Here is a 14002-nt window from a genome sequence, read left to right as displayed (position 1 = left end):
GTTCAGTAAAAAGGATGACAGACGGATCCCACCCGGGCAAGTCCGCGCGCCGGGGCCGATGGGAGAGAATGATCCCGATGAGCACCCCACCCGCGAGCATCGCCGCAGCGGCCGACGAGGCCGCTCCGCGCTCGCGCCGCGGCCGCCCCGGCTACGACCGCGCGCAGGTGCTGGAGATCGCCGTGCGCCTGTTCAACGAGCAGGGCTACGACGCGACGAGCGTCTCCTCGCTCGCCGCGGAGCTCGGCCTCAGCAAGGCGGCGCTCTACCATCACTTCTCCTCGAAGGAGCAGATCCTCCAGATCGCCCTCGACGACGCCCTCGGGGGACTGGAGGCCGTGCTCGAGGACGCGCTGTCCGGCGAGCAGCCCACGGCCGCTCGGCTGGTCTCGGTGATCCAGGGAGCCGTGCGCGTGCTCACGAGCAGGCTCCCCCAGGTCACGCTGCTGCTGCGGGTGCACGGCAACAGCGAGATCGAGAGGGCCGCCCTGGAGCGGCGGCGTATCTTCGATCAGCGCGTCGCGAAGCTCGTGGCGCAGGCCCAGCGCGAGGGAGAGCTGCGCAGCGACATCCGCCCGTCGGTGGCGACGCGGCTCATGTTCGGGATGATCAACTCCCTCATCGAGTGGTACCGCCCGGCGCACACCTCACTGACGCCGGAAGAGCTCGTCGGCGACGTGACGCGCGTGATCTTCGACGGGCTGCGCGCGCGCTGAGCGATCCCGGATCCCGGCCGATCCGCCACGGAGGAGAAAACCCGCGGGAACAGCGGAACGCCCCGCACTCGATCGAGTACGGGGCGTTCCGGGAGGGTATGGATCAGGCGGAAGCCTTGGCGTCGTTGCTGCTCAGCACGCGGAACAGCAGCGCGGCGACCGCGGCGCCGACCAGCGGGGCCACGATGTAGAGCCACAGGTTCGCCCAGTCGAACTGGCCGCTGATCGACAGGCCCAGGGCGACGGCCGGGTTGAAGCCGCCGCCGGAGATGCCTCCGACCGCGGTCGCGCCGACGAACACCGTGCCGCCGATCGCGAGGCCGTAGAAGGAGTTGTTGTCGTTGTCCTTGGACGTCGCGACGTTCAGCACCACCCAGACGAGCACGAGCGTGAACAGCGCCTCGACCAGGAACGCGGGGCCGACCGAGATCTTCGTCGCCTTCTCCGCGTGCGGCCACACCACGAAGCTCACAAGGGCCGCCAGCGCGCCACCGATGAACTGGGCGACGATGTACGCCACGAAGTCGACGACGCTGATGCCACCGCGGAGGAGGACGCCGAAGGAGACGGCCGGGTTCAGGTGCGCACCGGAGATATGGCCGGCGGCATAGACGAGCACGCCCAGCGCGAGACCGATCGCCAGCGGGGTCAGCGGGCTGCCGCTGTTGACGGCGCCGATGATGCTGAACACGAACAGGAACGTGGAGATCGCCTCGGTGAGCGCCTTTCCAGCAATACCAGTCATTTCGAATGCCTTTTCTGTCAGGTCGAGGGTGAGGGCGGAGGTTCCCGCACGCCGGCCGGCGCACCCTGGATTGCCGAGCCAGAATACCGGGTTCCTGTCAATCAGCTGGGAACGACGCAACATTCGGGCACATCCGGCCGGAAACCTCTTGACCCCGGAGTCACATCATCCTACGATTTCATTATTCGATAGAGCAATTCCACTATTCGGAATGTGCACGCGAGAGAAGAGGCGATGATGCCCGAGACCCCCGACACCGTGGATCGCCGCCCGGAGTCTGCCGGCGTCGTGCCGCACCGCGCCGCGATCTACCCGCTCATCGACGTCGACCCGGACTTCCACATCCCCGCTCGCCGCGACGGCGCCCTCACCCGCCTGCTCGTCGCGCTGCGGATCCTCCCGCAGGCCTCGTGAACCACGACGGTCGGGGCGCGATCCCGAAGGACCGCACCCCGACCACTGCGCGATCAGGCGCGCTCGTCCAGAACGCTCCGGAGACGCTCGGCGAAGCCGGCCGGGTCGCTGGGGAAGCCCGGCTGATCCGTGAACCCGCCGTGGTTGCTCGGGAACTCGGTCGCCTCGATGCCGATGACCGCGGCCACGGCGCGTGCCGCCCGGGCAGGCATGGTCTCCCCCGACTCCGCGCCCGCCGCGATCACCAGCCGATCGCCGTGCGCCTGGAGGGCGGGCACGTCGGGCTGATACGCGATCGTCGCCGGCATGTTGCGGAAGAGCGGATCCGTCCTGCTGCCGTCATCCGCGGTCGGCAGTCCGAACAGGGCCGGATCCGGTGCCGGGCCGTCCAGGTAGCCGTCCGGCACGACGCCGTCGAGCATGACGAACTGGATGAACTTCGCCAGGGCCGGGCCGTCTCCCTCGTCCGCGAACGTGCGCTTCATGTCGGCCGTGACGGCGAGCACGGCGTCGCGGTCGGGCAGGAACTCGGCGACCGGCGGCTCGTGGACGACCGCGATCCGGACGTCCTCCGGATGCGCGGCGATCAGCGCGAGCAGGTTCACGCCGCCGCCGCTGCTGCCGAACGCATCCACCGCTCCGACGCCGAGGGCCGAGATGACGCGGTGCAGGTCGTCGGCGTGCTGCGGAACGGCGATGTCGGAGCTGTCGACGGGGTTGCGACCGGCGCCGCGCGGATCGTAGGTAACCACCGGCCGGTCGGCGAAGTGCGCGGCGAGGATCTCGAACCCCGTGGCGTCCATCGGCGCCCCGAAGAGGAACAGCGCGGGGCGCTCCGCGGTGGCCGTGGCCAGATCGCCGTGGACGTCGTAGGTGATCGCGTCGTCACCCTCACCGACGGTGCGGGTGACGACGGTCCGTACTGCGCTGCTCTCCGACATGGTTTCTCCTCCAGATAAATACAACTGATTGGTTGTAGATTACGGGTCGGCGGGGCTGCTCCGCAAGACCGCATCGGGCACTGCTCTCGCCGCAGCGGGTCACGCGATCTAACGTGGAGTCATGGCAGGGCGAGCCGAGACGTTCATCGAGGTCGACGGAGCCGAGGTGCGCGTGTCGCATCCCGACAAGGTCGTCTTCCCGCACGCGGGGCTGACGAAGCTCGACATCGTCGAGTACTACATCGGAGTCGCGGAGGGGGCCCTGCGCGGCGCCGGCGGACGCCCGATGGTGCTGAAGCGGTTCGTGAAGGGCATCGACGCCGAGCCGTTCTTCCAGAAGCGCGTCCCCGCGCATCCCGACTTCATCGGCACGGCGGTGCTGCGCTACGCCTCGGGCGGCTCTGCCGAGGAGGCGGTGCTCTCCGACGCGGCGGGACTCGCCTGGATCGTGAACCTGGGCTGCCTGGACCTCAATCCGCACGCCGTCCGCGCCGGCGACCTCGATCATCCGGACGAGCTGCGCGTCGACCTGGATCCGATGCCCGGTGTCGACTGGTCCCAGATCGTCGACACCGCCTTCGTCGTGCGCGAGGTGCTCGACGACTGCGGCCTCGTCGGCTGGCCGAAGACGAGCGGATCCCGGGGCATGCACATCCTCGTCCGCATCCGGCCGGAGTGGGACTTCGCCGCGGTGCGCCACGCGGCCGAGACGCTCGCCCGAGAGGTCGAGCGTCGTGCACCGGGGCTCGCGACCGCGCGCTGGTGGAAGGAGGAACGCGGCGAGAGCGTGTTCGTCGACTTCAACCAGAACGCGAAGGACCGCACGGTCGCCTCCGCCTACTCGGTGCGTCCGCTGCCCGACGCGCGGGTGTCGACACCGCTCGCCTGGGACGAGGTGCGCCTGCGTCGACCCGAGGAGTTCACGGTGCCGAGCGTGCGGGCGCGGTTCGCGGACATCGGGGACCCCCACCGCGGCATCGACGAGGCGGCCGGATCGCTGTCCTCGCTGCTCGCGCTGGCCGACGAGCTCGGCCCGGCGGAGAAGCCCCCGCGCGGCGCCGACGGCTCCGGGCGGCGGGTGTCGAGCATGCCCCTCATCGAGATCGCCCGCACGAAGACCAAGCCCGAGGCGCTCGCCGCGCTGGAGCGGTGGCGCGAGACCCACCCCTCGCCGAGCGGGCTGCTGCACCCCGCCGATGTCCTGATCGACGGCATGCGCGGATCCAGCTCGCTCTGGTACCGGGTGCGCATCAATCTGCAGCACATCCCCGAAGAGGAGCGTCCGCCGCAGGAGCCGCTGCTCGCCGACTACGACCCCTGGGCGGGGAAGGTCTGGCCCGGCTGAGGGCCGGGCGCCGCGGATGCGGCCCCGACCCCCAGCGGTCCGACCCGCCGGCACGGGTGACGGCTCAGATCTCCCGATCCGCCGACACCGGCACCGCGATCGACTCGGTGAGCGCGAGCTCGTAGCGGCGCTGTCGACGCTTGAGCCAGAGCCCTCCGGCGATGAGCAGCGCCAGCACACCGTATGCCGACGCGGCGAACGGATGCATCACCAGCGTCGTCAGATCCCCCTGGCTCAGCTGCAGCGCTCGACGCAGCTGCGCCTCGCCCATCGGCCCCAGGATCATGCCCACGACCAGCGGCGCGACCGGGTAGCCGTACCGGCGCATGAAGAACCCGAGCACGCCGATGATCAGCAGGATCAGGATGTCGACGACCGAGAAGTTGACCGCGTAGGCGCCGAAGCAGGCGAACAGGAGGATCCCCGCGTACAGGTAGGGTCGCGGGATCTGCAGGAGCTTGACCCACATCCCCACGAGCGGGAGGTTCAGGACCAGCAGGATCACGTTGCCGATGTACAGGCTCGCCACCAGGGCCCAGACCAGTCCCGGCTGGCTGCTGAACAGCTGCGGGCCCGGCTGGATCCCGTACGACTGGAACGCCGTGATGATGATGGCGGCCGTCGCGGTGGTGGGCAGCCCGAGCGTGAGCAGCGGCACGAGCACGCCCGCGGCCGCAGCGTTGTTCGCCGCCTCCGGGCCCGCCACGCCCTCGATCGCACCACGGCCGAACTCGCCCTTGTGCCGGGACAGCTTCCGTTCCGCCGCATAGGAGAGGAACGTCGCCACGTCGGCGCCGCCCGCCGGGATCGTGCCGATCGGGAACCCGATCGCCGTGCCGCGCAGCCAGGGCTTCCATGAGCGCTTCCAGTCCTCGCGGCTCATCCAGCTGCGCCAGCCCCGCGCCACCGGGATGAGGGCGATCGGACCGTGTCGCAGCCGGGCTGCGACGTAGAGCGTCTCCCCCACCGCGAAGAGGCCGACGGCCACGAGCACGACGTCGATCCCGTCGGCGAGCGGCAGCAGGCCCAGCGTGTACCGCTGCTGGCCGGACAGCACCTCGGTGCCGATCAGGCCGAGGAACAGGCCGACCCCGAGCGACACCATGCCGCGCGGCACCGACGAGCCCAGCAGCGCACCCACGGTCACGAACGCGATCACGATGAGGGCGACGTAGTCGGCGGGACCGAGGTTCACGGCGAACCGCGCGAGCACAGGGGCCAGCAGCGTGAGGCCGAGCGTGGCGATCGAGCCGGCGACGAAGGATCCGATCGCGGCGGTCGCGAGCGCCGCCGCTCCCCGGCCGAGCTTGGCCATCTTGTTGCCCTCGATCGCCGTCACGATCGAGGCGGATTCTCCGGGCGTGTTCAACAGGATGCTCGTGGTGGATCCGCCGTACATCCCGCCGTAGTAGATCCCGGCGAACGTGATGAGCGCCGCGGCGGGTTCCAGCGTGTAGGTCAACGGCAGGAGCAGCGCCACCGTCATCGCGGGGCCGATGCCCGGCAGCACGCCGACGGCGGTGCCCAGCAGCACGCCGAGGAAGGCGAACACGAGGTACTGCGGCTGCAGCGCCGTCGCGAAACCCTCCATGAGCAGGTTCCAGCTGTCCATCAGAACATCCCTCCCAGCCAGCCGAGCAGCGGACCCCACGGAAGCGAGAGCCCCAGCAGGCCGCCGAACACGATCTGCACGACCAGCGCCACCGCGGCCCCGATCACGAACGCCAGCCACCAGCGCTTCGCTCCGAGCGACCAGGCGACGCCGCCGAACAGCAGTGCGGCGGCCGGCGCCCAGCCGATGTACTCGAGCAGAGCGAGGTGCGCAACGACGAGCGCGGTGATCTTCGCGAGCGTGAGCCAGTCGGTCGGCAGGCTCTCATCGATGTCCTCCCCCTCCTCCGCCTGCGCCCGCTGTCCGCGGAGCACGCCGACCAGCACGGCGACCGAGGCCACCAGCAGGATCGCGGACACGAGGATCGGGAACACGGTCGGCCCGACCGTGGCCCCGGCGGGCACGCGGATCCCGAAGACGCCGACGAGGGCGAAGATCCCGAGCCCGAGCATGATGAGGGCGAACACGAGCTCGCCCACCGGGACGGACGGTCGTGCGGGCCGGATCTCGCCGACCCGCACGAGCGAGGGATCCGTCCCCGGAGTCCCTGTGGTCATCTCAGCCGACCAGGCCGATGTTCTTCAGCGTCGCCGAGACGTCCTTGATGTTGCCGGCGAGGAACTCGTCGAACTCCGCCCCGACGAGGAAAGCGTCGTTCCAGCCGCGCTCCTTCAGCACGCCGCTCCACGCGCCCGTGTCGTGGAGCGCGGTGACGACCCGCTCCAGCTCGGCCTTGCGGGCCTCGTCGATGCCGCCCGGGGCGACGACACCGCGCCAGTTCGTGAGCACGACGTCGTAGCCCTCGTCGGTGATGGTGGGGGTGTCGGGGAGCTGCGCCACCGTCTTCTCGGACGAGACGGCGAGCGCGCGCATGTCGCCGGACTCGATGTGCTGCACGAACTCACCCACCCCGGAGATGCCCGCCGACACCTGGTTCCCGATGATGAGCGACGTCGCCTCTCCGCCGCCCGAGTTGGGCACGTAGTTCAGCTTCTGCGCGATATCGGCGCCCTTGAGCCCGGCCGCCTCGAGCAGCAGCCCCGCGAGGATGTGGTCGGCGCCTCCGGCCGATCCACCGGTCACGGTGACGCCCTGGCCCTTGGCGACGATGTCCTTCACCAGGTCCTCGAGCGTCTTGTACGGGGACGCGGCGGGGACGACCACGACGAGCGGCTCGTCGGTGAGCCGAGCGATCGGAGTGGTGTCCTCGATCCGCACCTTCGCCTTGTTCGTCTCGACCGCGCCGACCATCACCAGACCGGTGACCATCAGCGTGTCGGGGTTCTTCTCGTTGGCGAGCTGTGCGAGGCCCACCGTGCCGCCGGCGCCGCCCACGTTGGTGACCGATGCCGAGGTGACGATCTTCTCGTCCAGCAGGGTCTTCGAGATCGCACGGCCGGTCTGATCCCAGCCGCCTCCGGGGTCGGCCGGGACGACGATCGACACGGCCGTCGTCTTCTTGGCGGACTCCTTGCCGGCTCCACCCGCCGACGCTCCGCCGGAACAGGCGGACAGGGCCAGCAGGCCGGCCGCGGCGAGGGCCAGGGCCCCCATCGAACGCTTCATCGCAGTTCTCACTTCACTCCTCCTCGAGTGCTCTTGGTGCCCTGCCACGGTAGGGATCGGCCGAGGGCCCGCGAGAGTTCCGGAAGCATTGGTCCGAGTTACGCAACTATTGGTCGTGATCGGCATCGTCAGGCGGGCTCCGGTCCTCGCGCGCGCGTGCACAATGGACGAATGGCCTCGAAGACGATGCCGGCGCGCATGACGCTGCGCGCACAGCTACTCGCCCTGCAGGCGCTGATCCTGTGCGTCGTGACGATCGCCGCGGGCCTTGCTGCGGGCGCGTTCCAGGAGCGGGCGATCCGCGACTCGTACCGGGATCGGATGCAGGCCGTCGCACAGTCGATCGCGTCGCTGCCGACGATCCGCGAGGCCTTCCGCGATGCGGATCCGTCCTCGACGATCCAGCCGGTCGCCGAGGTGATCCGAGAGGCCTCCGACCTCGCTTACGTGGTGGTGGCCGACGCCCACGGCATCCGGTACTCCCACCCGAACCCGGCACTGATCGGCAAGAAGGTCTCCACCGATCCGTCGATCCCGCTCTCCGGCGAGGTCTACGTCGGCACGCAGACGGGCACGCTCGGCACGAGCTGGCGGGTGAAGGTGCCGGTCCGGAGCGACGCGGGATCGGTGATCGGCACCGTGTCCGTCGGGATCCTGGAGTCGGAGCTGCGCGCCGACTTCATCGGCAATCTCGCCTGGCTCATCGGCGCCATGCTCGCGGCCGCCCTCATCGGCCTGCTCGGCGCGGCGTGGGTGACCTCGGTCATCCGCGCCCGCATCCATCGCCTCGAGCCCGAGCAGATCACGGCGCTCGTGAAGAGCCACGAGACCACGATGCACCGTCTCAGCGAGGGCGTCATCGTCGTCGACGAGGACGGCGTGATCACGCTCGTGAACGACGCCGGAGCCGACCTGGTCGGCCGCGATGCCGACACCCTCACTGGAGCCGCGGCCGCGGAGGCCCTGCCCCCGGAGCTCGTGAAGATCCTGGACGAGGGCGAGCCCTCGGGGCGGCCGGTGATCCTCGGTCCTCGCGTCGTGGTCGCCCGCAGCACAGGGTCGACCGTGGACGGGGCCCGCGCCGAGGCGACGCTGCTCCTGCGCGATCACACCGAGCTGCACGACGTGGTGCGCCGGGTCGACGCCGCCGACGCCATCATCGCGTTCCGGCAGCGTGCGGGCGTTCCGAAGGGCCTCAGCACCGAGACGCTGGACCGCGTGGTGCGGGCGCTCGCCGCCCGCGACGACGCCTCCGCTACGGAGGTCGCGGAAACGCTGTCGATGTCCCGGGTCAGCGCACGGCGCTATCTCGAGTACCTGGCCAGCGTCGGCCGCGCCTCGCGCAGCCTGGACTACAGCACCAAGGGCAGGCCAGGCAGCCGCTACCGCCTGATCGACGCGCCCTCGCCGGGCTGAGCATCCGCTCCTGCGCCCTGGACAGCGTCGGGCCGACGGCGTAGAACGGTGCCTGGAGGAAGGGGCGCATATGTCCGATGACGCCGCGACGCTCTTCCGGGGCGGAGTGCCTGACGCCTACGAGAAGCTCATGGTGCCCTTGATGTTCCAGCCCTACGCGGACGACCTCGTCGCGCGCGCGGTCGCCCTGCGCCCGATCGCCGTGCTCGAGCTCGCCGCGGGGACCGGTGCCGTGACGCGCGGCCTGGCGGCCGCCCTGCCTCCGGCGACCACGCTCGTCGCGACAGACCTCAACCCCGGCATGCTCGCCGTCGCCGAGGCGCGGGGTGCGGCCCGCCCGAGCGGAGCGCCGGACGTGGTCTGGCAGCCGGCCGACGCGCAGGACCTCCCCTTCGACGACGACTCCTTCGATCTCGTCGTGTGCCAGTTCGGCGTGATGTTCTTCCCGGATCGGCCGGCCGCGCATCGGCAGGTCCACCGGGTGCTGCGCCCGGGCGGCGCGGCGCTGTTCTCCACCTGGGACGCGGTCGAGACCAACGCGGTCGCGCGGGCCGTCGACGAGGCGTACCGGCAGGTGCTTCCCGATGCGCCGCCGAACGTGATCACTCGCGTCGCGCACGGGTATCACGATTCCGAGGAGATCCGCCGCGATGCCGAGGCGGGCGGCCTCGTGGTCGACGCCGTCGAGGCGGTCGACCTGATCGGAGCGGCGCAGTCGGCGGCCGCCGCGGCCGCCGCGCTCCCGCACGGCAGCCCGCTGCGCGCAGAGCTCGAGCCGTACGGCGACCGGGTCCGCGCCCGGATCGAGGCGATGGCTGCGGAGCTCCTCGCGCAGCGCTTCGGCACCGGCCCGATCCGCACGCCGCTCCGGGCCTTCGTGGTCACGGCGCACCGCTGACAGAGGCCGATGCCGAGCGTCGCTCCGAAGGGCAGTCGTTCTGCATCGCGGAGCCGTCAGGATGTCGCGTCGTTCTTTCGTGGGTAATCGCGGCCACGGGGTCGAACGTAGGTTATCCAGATGGGGAAAAAATTCTGGCATACCGGAACCGCGAAATCGGATCGCACGTCTCGCTCGAGCCAGGAGTATTCGACACCCTGGCTTCTGAGAGAGGTCGCGGGTGCCCCGGTGTGGGCGATGATCGCATTCGGCGCGGTGATTCTCGGAATTGCGGCGCTTTACATTCTGCACAGGTGAGCACGAACGACTGAAGCGCCATGGACGAGGTGAAGGTGCCTCACGCATTCCGCTGGCACGCGAGCCGGTGAGGCACCTCCTGGGAACCTCGCAACGCCGGGTTCCTGTGCCGCTGACTGCGAATCGCGACAGCTAGATCCTCGGCGAGGGAGTGCCGACGGCGCCACCCCGCGCACAAACGAGGGACATTCACGCAGCTTGCAGCGACAGAGCGCCCTGGCCGCAGGACGTCGCCACGGTCTTCCGGCGCGGATCGGACATTCTGTCGCAGGAAACTTAGTCATTTGTCGCAAGGAACGCGAGCGGCCTTCCGCGCCGTCGAGGGCACTGCGAACCTGGGCACACCTCCCCACCTGGTACGAGCGCTGTGTCCCCCGATGCGCGTGCCGACTTGTTCCATACACGCGAGGACCATTCATGAACTCTTCTGCCCGGTGCTGCCCGGAGTCGACCCGTTGCGCTCTGGACCCGCTCCCGCTCTTCGAAGACAGCCTGCGGTAGAAGCGGTCCGGCTCCCCGCCACGAGCACCTCACCCGCACCGGCACGGAAGCCGCTGACCGGTGACGGCACGCATGCTCGCTCGCGGCGACGCCGCTCCACGACGAACCATGACCTCGATCGAAAGAACCGCCGCGTCGACCGTGCCTGTCCCTCCCCCGCGTCCTGAACGCAGTTACGCGTACTACGGAATCGCATCGCACGGCGACGACGTCCGCACGGACTTCCGCCGACTGGGCTGGACCTTCTCTCACGGCCACAGCGACTCTCACCTGTTCGCCGACCACATCGTCTTCGCCAACGTCCAGTTCTCACGGATCTGGTCTAGCTGCGGCGTGCGCACATCCCGCCCGTCGGAAGGTCGGGTGCTGGTCGTGGGATCGGTCGAAGGCGCCATGACGATCGAGACGCCTTTGGGTTCGAAGGTGCTGCACCACGGCCAGCTCGCGGTGCTCGACACCTCGCTGGGCGTCACCATCGGACACCGCGCGCATGTCGCCGTGTACGAAATCGGCCTCCCTTCACGGGAGATCGCCGTGCTCGCCGAACGCCTGCGCCTCGGCGACATCGTCGTCCTGGAACGTGCGACGCCGCAGGCGCTGATCTCCACGTTGAACGCGATGTTCAACGAGCGCCTCGACGTCGCGCTTCCCGGCAACGCCTACCGGCGTCGCGCCGTGGTCGATCTCCTGGCAGCCACGATGCTCGACGAGCTCGGGGGCGACAAGGAGACGAAGCCTGGTGCGCACGACCGACTCGTCCGCGATGCGAGGATGATCATCGATCAGCACTTCAGCTCCCCCGGCTTCAATGCCGCGACCCTCGCGAAGATGCTGTACCTGTCCCGATCGCAGCTGTATCGCGCGTTCGAGAGCCACCACTCGACTCCTCGCACGGAGATCCTGCAGCGCCGGCTCAAAGAGGTGGCGCGCCAGCTGGGTGTGGATCCGCACACTCTCAGCGGACAGTCCGGACGACTGCTCGACGCCGCACTCGAGTCCTCGGGCTTCGGCAGTCGACGCGCTCTCGCTCGGGCGATCGCCTCGCTCAACCCGGCGCGGGCCGGGCTCGCCGTGCCCGCCGACCCGGACCTTCCGGGCCCGGCGGATCATCCTGATCGAGACCCGCGCTGAGATGCCGGACGAAGTGTTTGCATCCTGTGCCGACATGTCGCGCGTTCCCTCCTCGCTGGCGTCGAGGCGCGACACGCGAACTAGCTTTTTCCTAGTCGACCGGGGCGTCGGTGAACAATCGCGACTCTGGGAGGGCGGAGCATGATCGGCAGGGGGAATGCCGCGACCGTTCTGGGTCGTCTGGGCGCCGAGTGGACTCGCCCTATCGCGACGGCTCCCTTCAGACGCGTCCTGACGACTCATCACCTTTTCGACGCGGGCTCGAGGCTCTCTTGGCCGGCGCAGTCGGCACACGACGACTCCGACGCCGTCGCCGGAATGCTCTTCTCCCAGCGGCCGATCCGTCTCCTCGGACGAGACCGCGGCGGCGAGGCACGCGCCGTCTTCCTTCACCCTCGCCACCCGATCCAACTGTCCGCGACGGCGGCGACCAGCGTGATGGCGGTCTGGCTCCCCTGGTCCTCTGTCCGCGAGATCGAGCCGGTGATGCGTCCCGCGACCCGCATGGAGACGAACTCTCCTCTGATTCGTGCCGCGTGGTCGTTTCTCGCCTCTCTGCTCACGGAGCAATCCGATCCCACCCTGTATTCCGACTATCTGGTCGAGCGACTTCTTGTGGAGATGGTCTTCGGCATGCTCGTGGAAACGGCGCCGGCCCCGTTGCCCGGCCCCAACGACACCGCGATGATCGCGCGGGCGCGAACCTTGATGCTCATGAACCGGAGCGACCCGAGCTTCACCGTTCAAGCCGTATCGAAGGCGCTCCATCTCTCGCTGCGACAGTTGCAACGGGTCTTCGCCGCCGCCGGCAGCAGCCCGGCTGCCGAGTTGCGCATGCTCCGGGTCGACCTGGCGTGCGAGCTGATCCGCGATGAGGACTACGCCGGAATGGGTGTCCTCGACATCGCCTTGCACTCCGGCTTCCGCAACAGCAGCGGGATGAGGCGCGCGTTCGCCGCCGCGGGGCTCGCCACCCCTGGGAGAATGCGCGCAGAAGGCACGAGCTCCCGCTAGCCACGACGACCGCGCGCAGACGACCGGCCGCCGCCTGCCACAGTCCTCGGAACGGGGGCTCCCGGCGTTACGCCTACGCGGGGTCGTTCAACGCCTTGAGGGCACGGCGCAGGGTGCTCGCGGAGCCGAAGCCCGACTGCCGGCTGAGTCTGGACACCGGAATGTCCTCCTCCTCGGCGAGGCTTCGCGCAGCGGTGAGCGCACGCTGGTGCCGAAGCTCTTCGGCGACGCCGCGCGGGCGATCGGCGAACGCTCGATACAAGGTGCTCGTCGACACGTTGAGCTGATCCGCGATTCGTCGTGCGTCGAGCCCACTGTCGGTGTGCTGATCGGTGATGATCTCGATCGCATCCTCCCAGAGGGACCTCGACGGCACCCGAGCCGCCCGGACGAGCGCGCGCGCGGAGCCTTTCAGGAGGCTGCGCATGGCCGCCGTGCTCTCGCCCTGCTCCGGGGAGCTCGAATCGATCAGCGCCCGCAGAAGAGAGTAGGAAGCCTGGAACACGCTCGATGACGGATGCAACGCCCCCACGGTCTCAGGCGTCAGGTCGAAGGGCTGGACAGCGTCCGTCTCGAACGCGAACGCGATCGCCTCGACCGGCGACGACGTCCCCAGGGTGATCGCCGTCTGCTCCGGAAAGGGCATCAGGATCGCCTCGCCCGACGCGACGTGGCGCGAGCCGTCGGCTCCGATCGCCATCCTCCCTCGAGCGACGAACACCACCGCGAATCGGTGCTTGCCCGAGCGCGCGCTCGGCCTCCAGACGATGTGACCCGTCCTCGCGCGCACGCGAGCGACGACGTATTCGTCCAGTCGGAGGATCCGCGCGAACACCGAGCTGATCTCGCCGTCACGCAGATGCACATTGGCCCCCGCGAGCAGGGTGTCCAGCCGTCCCCGTTTCATCGTCCTCGGGTCGAAGACCGCACGCTCGTATCCCGAGAACGACGACTCGTCGAGCTTCGATCGCCGGATGGCTCCCTCTAGTACCACTACGAACTCCCCCCGTGTCGGCCGTCGCGGAGCGCTGCCCCGCAGGCGCAGGGGTCGAGACCACCCCCGCACCGTCGAGCGCCCCCAGGGGTCGACGACTACCCCCCGATTATCAAGATCATCGCCGCAGAGAATCGCCGCCCGACGCAACATCGACAAGATGCGCCAGGATGGTTCGGCTATGAGTCAGAATGGCGACCGGAAACGGAATGACACGCCTTTCGACGCCGGATCCGAAATTCACGTCGAGCTCGGTCAGCAAAATGCGCGAAAAAGCGTGCGGCGCTTCGCAGCGATGCCGTAAGACGACAGAAGATGCGCCCTTCCGTGCAAATCGTGTCAGATGCACAGCACTCCAGGCCGCGACGAGGAGCATGCCGCGATACACGGCACACCAAGCACGACGCTTGAA

Annotated in this window: 14 protein-coding genes; 7 read left to right on the top strand and 7 right to left on the bottom strand. The window is 69.3% G+C overall.

What is annotated here, in order from left to right:
* The first annotated feature begins 77 nt into the window (after positions 1-77).
* Positions 78-716, top strand: a complete 639-nt coding sequence (locus tag NFX31_RS03980; protein ID WP_045250793.1) for a TetR/AcrR family transcriptional regulator — start codon at positions 78-80, stop codon at positions 714-716.
* 103 nt (positions 717-819) lie between these two features.
* On the opposite strand, the gene NFX31_RS03975 is transcribed toward NFX31_RS03980, so the two are convergent.
* Positions 820-1461 (bottom strand): MIP/aquaporin family protein, encoded by a 642-nt coding sequence (locus NFX31_RS03975; RefSeq protein WP_262956839.1) that lies wholly within the window; start codon positions 1459-1461, stop codon positions 820-822.
* 237 nt (positions 1462-1698) lie between these two features.
* Here NFX31_RS03975 and NFX31_RS03970 point away from each other — a divergent pair, with 237 nt between their 5' ends.
* A complete protein-coding gene (locus NFX31_RS03970) occupies positions 1699-1875 on the top strand; it encodes a hypothetical protein (protein ID WP_181021852.1) in 177 nt (58 codons plus the stop codon).
* Positions 1876-1928: 53 nt separating this feature from the next.
* Here NFX31_RS03970 and NFX31_RS03965 read toward each other — a convergent pair whose 3' ends face one another.
* Positions 1929-2816, bottom strand: a complete 888-nt coding sequence (locus NFX31_RS03965; RefSeq protein ID WP_262956838.1) for an alpha/beta fold hydrolase — start codon at positions 2814-2816, stop codon at positions 1929-1931.
* A 121-nt stretch (positions 2817-2937) separates the two neighbouring features.
* Between NFX31_RS03965 and NFX31_RS03960 the strand changes: the two genes are divergently transcribed.
* Positions 2938-4161, top strand: coding sequence for a DNA polymerase domain-containing protein (locus tag NFX31_RS03960; protein ID WP_091481442.1), 1224 nt, complete (start codon positions 2938-2940; stop codon positions 4159-4161).
* Between the two features lie 64 nt (positions 4162-4225).
* Here the strand turns inward: NFX31_RS03960 and NFX31_RS03955 are convergent, their stop codons facing one another.
* From NFX31_RS03955 to NFX31_RS03945, 3 genes are read right to left on the bottom strand one after another with little or no spacing between them, the layout of a single operon-like run.
* Complete coding sequence (locus NFX31_RS03955; RefSeq protein ID WP_045250722.1) at positions 4226-5773, bottom strand: tripartite tricarboxylate transporter permease; 1548 nt, start codon at positions 5771-5773, stop codon at positions 4226-4228.
* Complete coding sequence (locus tag NFX31_RS03950; RefSeq protein WP_091481445.1) at positions 5773-6330, bottom strand: tripartite tricarboxylate transporter TctB family protein; 558 nt, start codon at positions 6328-6330, stop codon at positions 5773-5775. The genes NFX31_RS03955 and NFX31_RS03950 overlap by 1 nt, the downstream gene beginning before the upstream one ends.
* A 1-nt stretch (position 6331) precedes the next feature.
* Complete coding sequence (locus NFX31_RS03945; RefSeq protein WP_338101490.1) at positions 6332-7351, bottom strand: Bug family tripartite tricarboxylate transporter substrate binding protein; 1020 nt, start codon at positions 7349-7351, stop codon at positions 6332-6334.
* Positions 7352-7510: 159 nt separating this feature from the next.
* Between NFX31_RS03945 and NFX31_RS03940 the strand changes: the two genes are divergently transcribed.
* From NFX31_RS03940 to NFX31_RS03925, 4 genes are all read left to right on the top strand, one after another.
* Positions 7511-8755 carry a PAS domain-containing protein gene (locus NFX31_RS03940; protein ID WP_262956837.1) on the top strand — a complete coding sequence of 415 codons (1245 nt, stop codon included), beginning with the start codon at positions 7511-7513 and terminating at the stop codon, positions 8753-8755.
* A 70-nt stretch (positions 8756-8825) separates the two neighbouring features.
* Positions 8826-9653, top strand: a complete 828-nt coding sequence (locus tag NFX31_RS03935) for a class I SAM-dependent methyltransferase (protein WP_262956836.1) — start codon at positions 8826-8828, stop codon at positions 9651-9653.
* Between the two features lie 906 nt (positions 9654-10559).
* Complete coding sequence (locus tag NFX31_RS03930; protein ID WP_262956835.1) at positions 10560-11582, top strand: AraC-like ligand-binding domain-containing protein; 1023 nt, start codon at positions 10560-10562, stop codon at positions 11580-11582.
* Between the two features lie 318 nt (positions 11583-11900).
* Complete coding sequence (locus NFX31_RS03925; RefSeq protein WP_262956834.1) at positions 11901-12596, top strand: helix-turn-helix domain-containing protein; 696 nt, start codon at positions 11901-11903, stop codon at positions 12594-12596.
* A gap of 73 nt (positions 12597-12669) precedes the next feature.
* Here the strand turns inward: NFX31_RS03925 and NFX31_RS03920 are convergent, their stop codons facing one another.
* Both NFX31_RS03920 and NFX31_RS03915 read right to left on the bottom strand, forming a co-directional pair.
* Complete coding sequence (locus tag NFX31_RS03920; protein ID WP_091481457.1) at positions 12670-13743, bottom strand: AraC family transcriptional regulator; 1074 nt, start codon at positions 13741-13743, stop codon at positions 12670-12672.
* Positions 13709-13966 (bottom strand): hypothetical protein, encoded by a 258-nt coding sequence (locus NFX31_RS03915; RefSeq protein WP_156156770.1) that lies wholly within the window; start codon positions 13964-13966, stop codon positions 13709-13711. The genes NFX31_RS03920 and NFX31_RS03915 overlap by 35 nt, the downstream gene beginning before the upstream one ends.
* Positions 13967-14002 lie beyond the last annotated feature (36 nt).

Origin of the sequence: Microbacterium azadirachtae, from assembly GCF_025583665.1 — a bacterium.
Lineage (GTDB): Bacteria > Actinomycetota > Actinomycetes > Actinomycetales > Microbacteriaceae > Microbacterium > Microbacterium azadirachtae.
The sequence above is the reverse complement of the archived record's forward strand: the minus strand, read 5'-3'. Positions and strand labels throughout refer to the sequence as shown.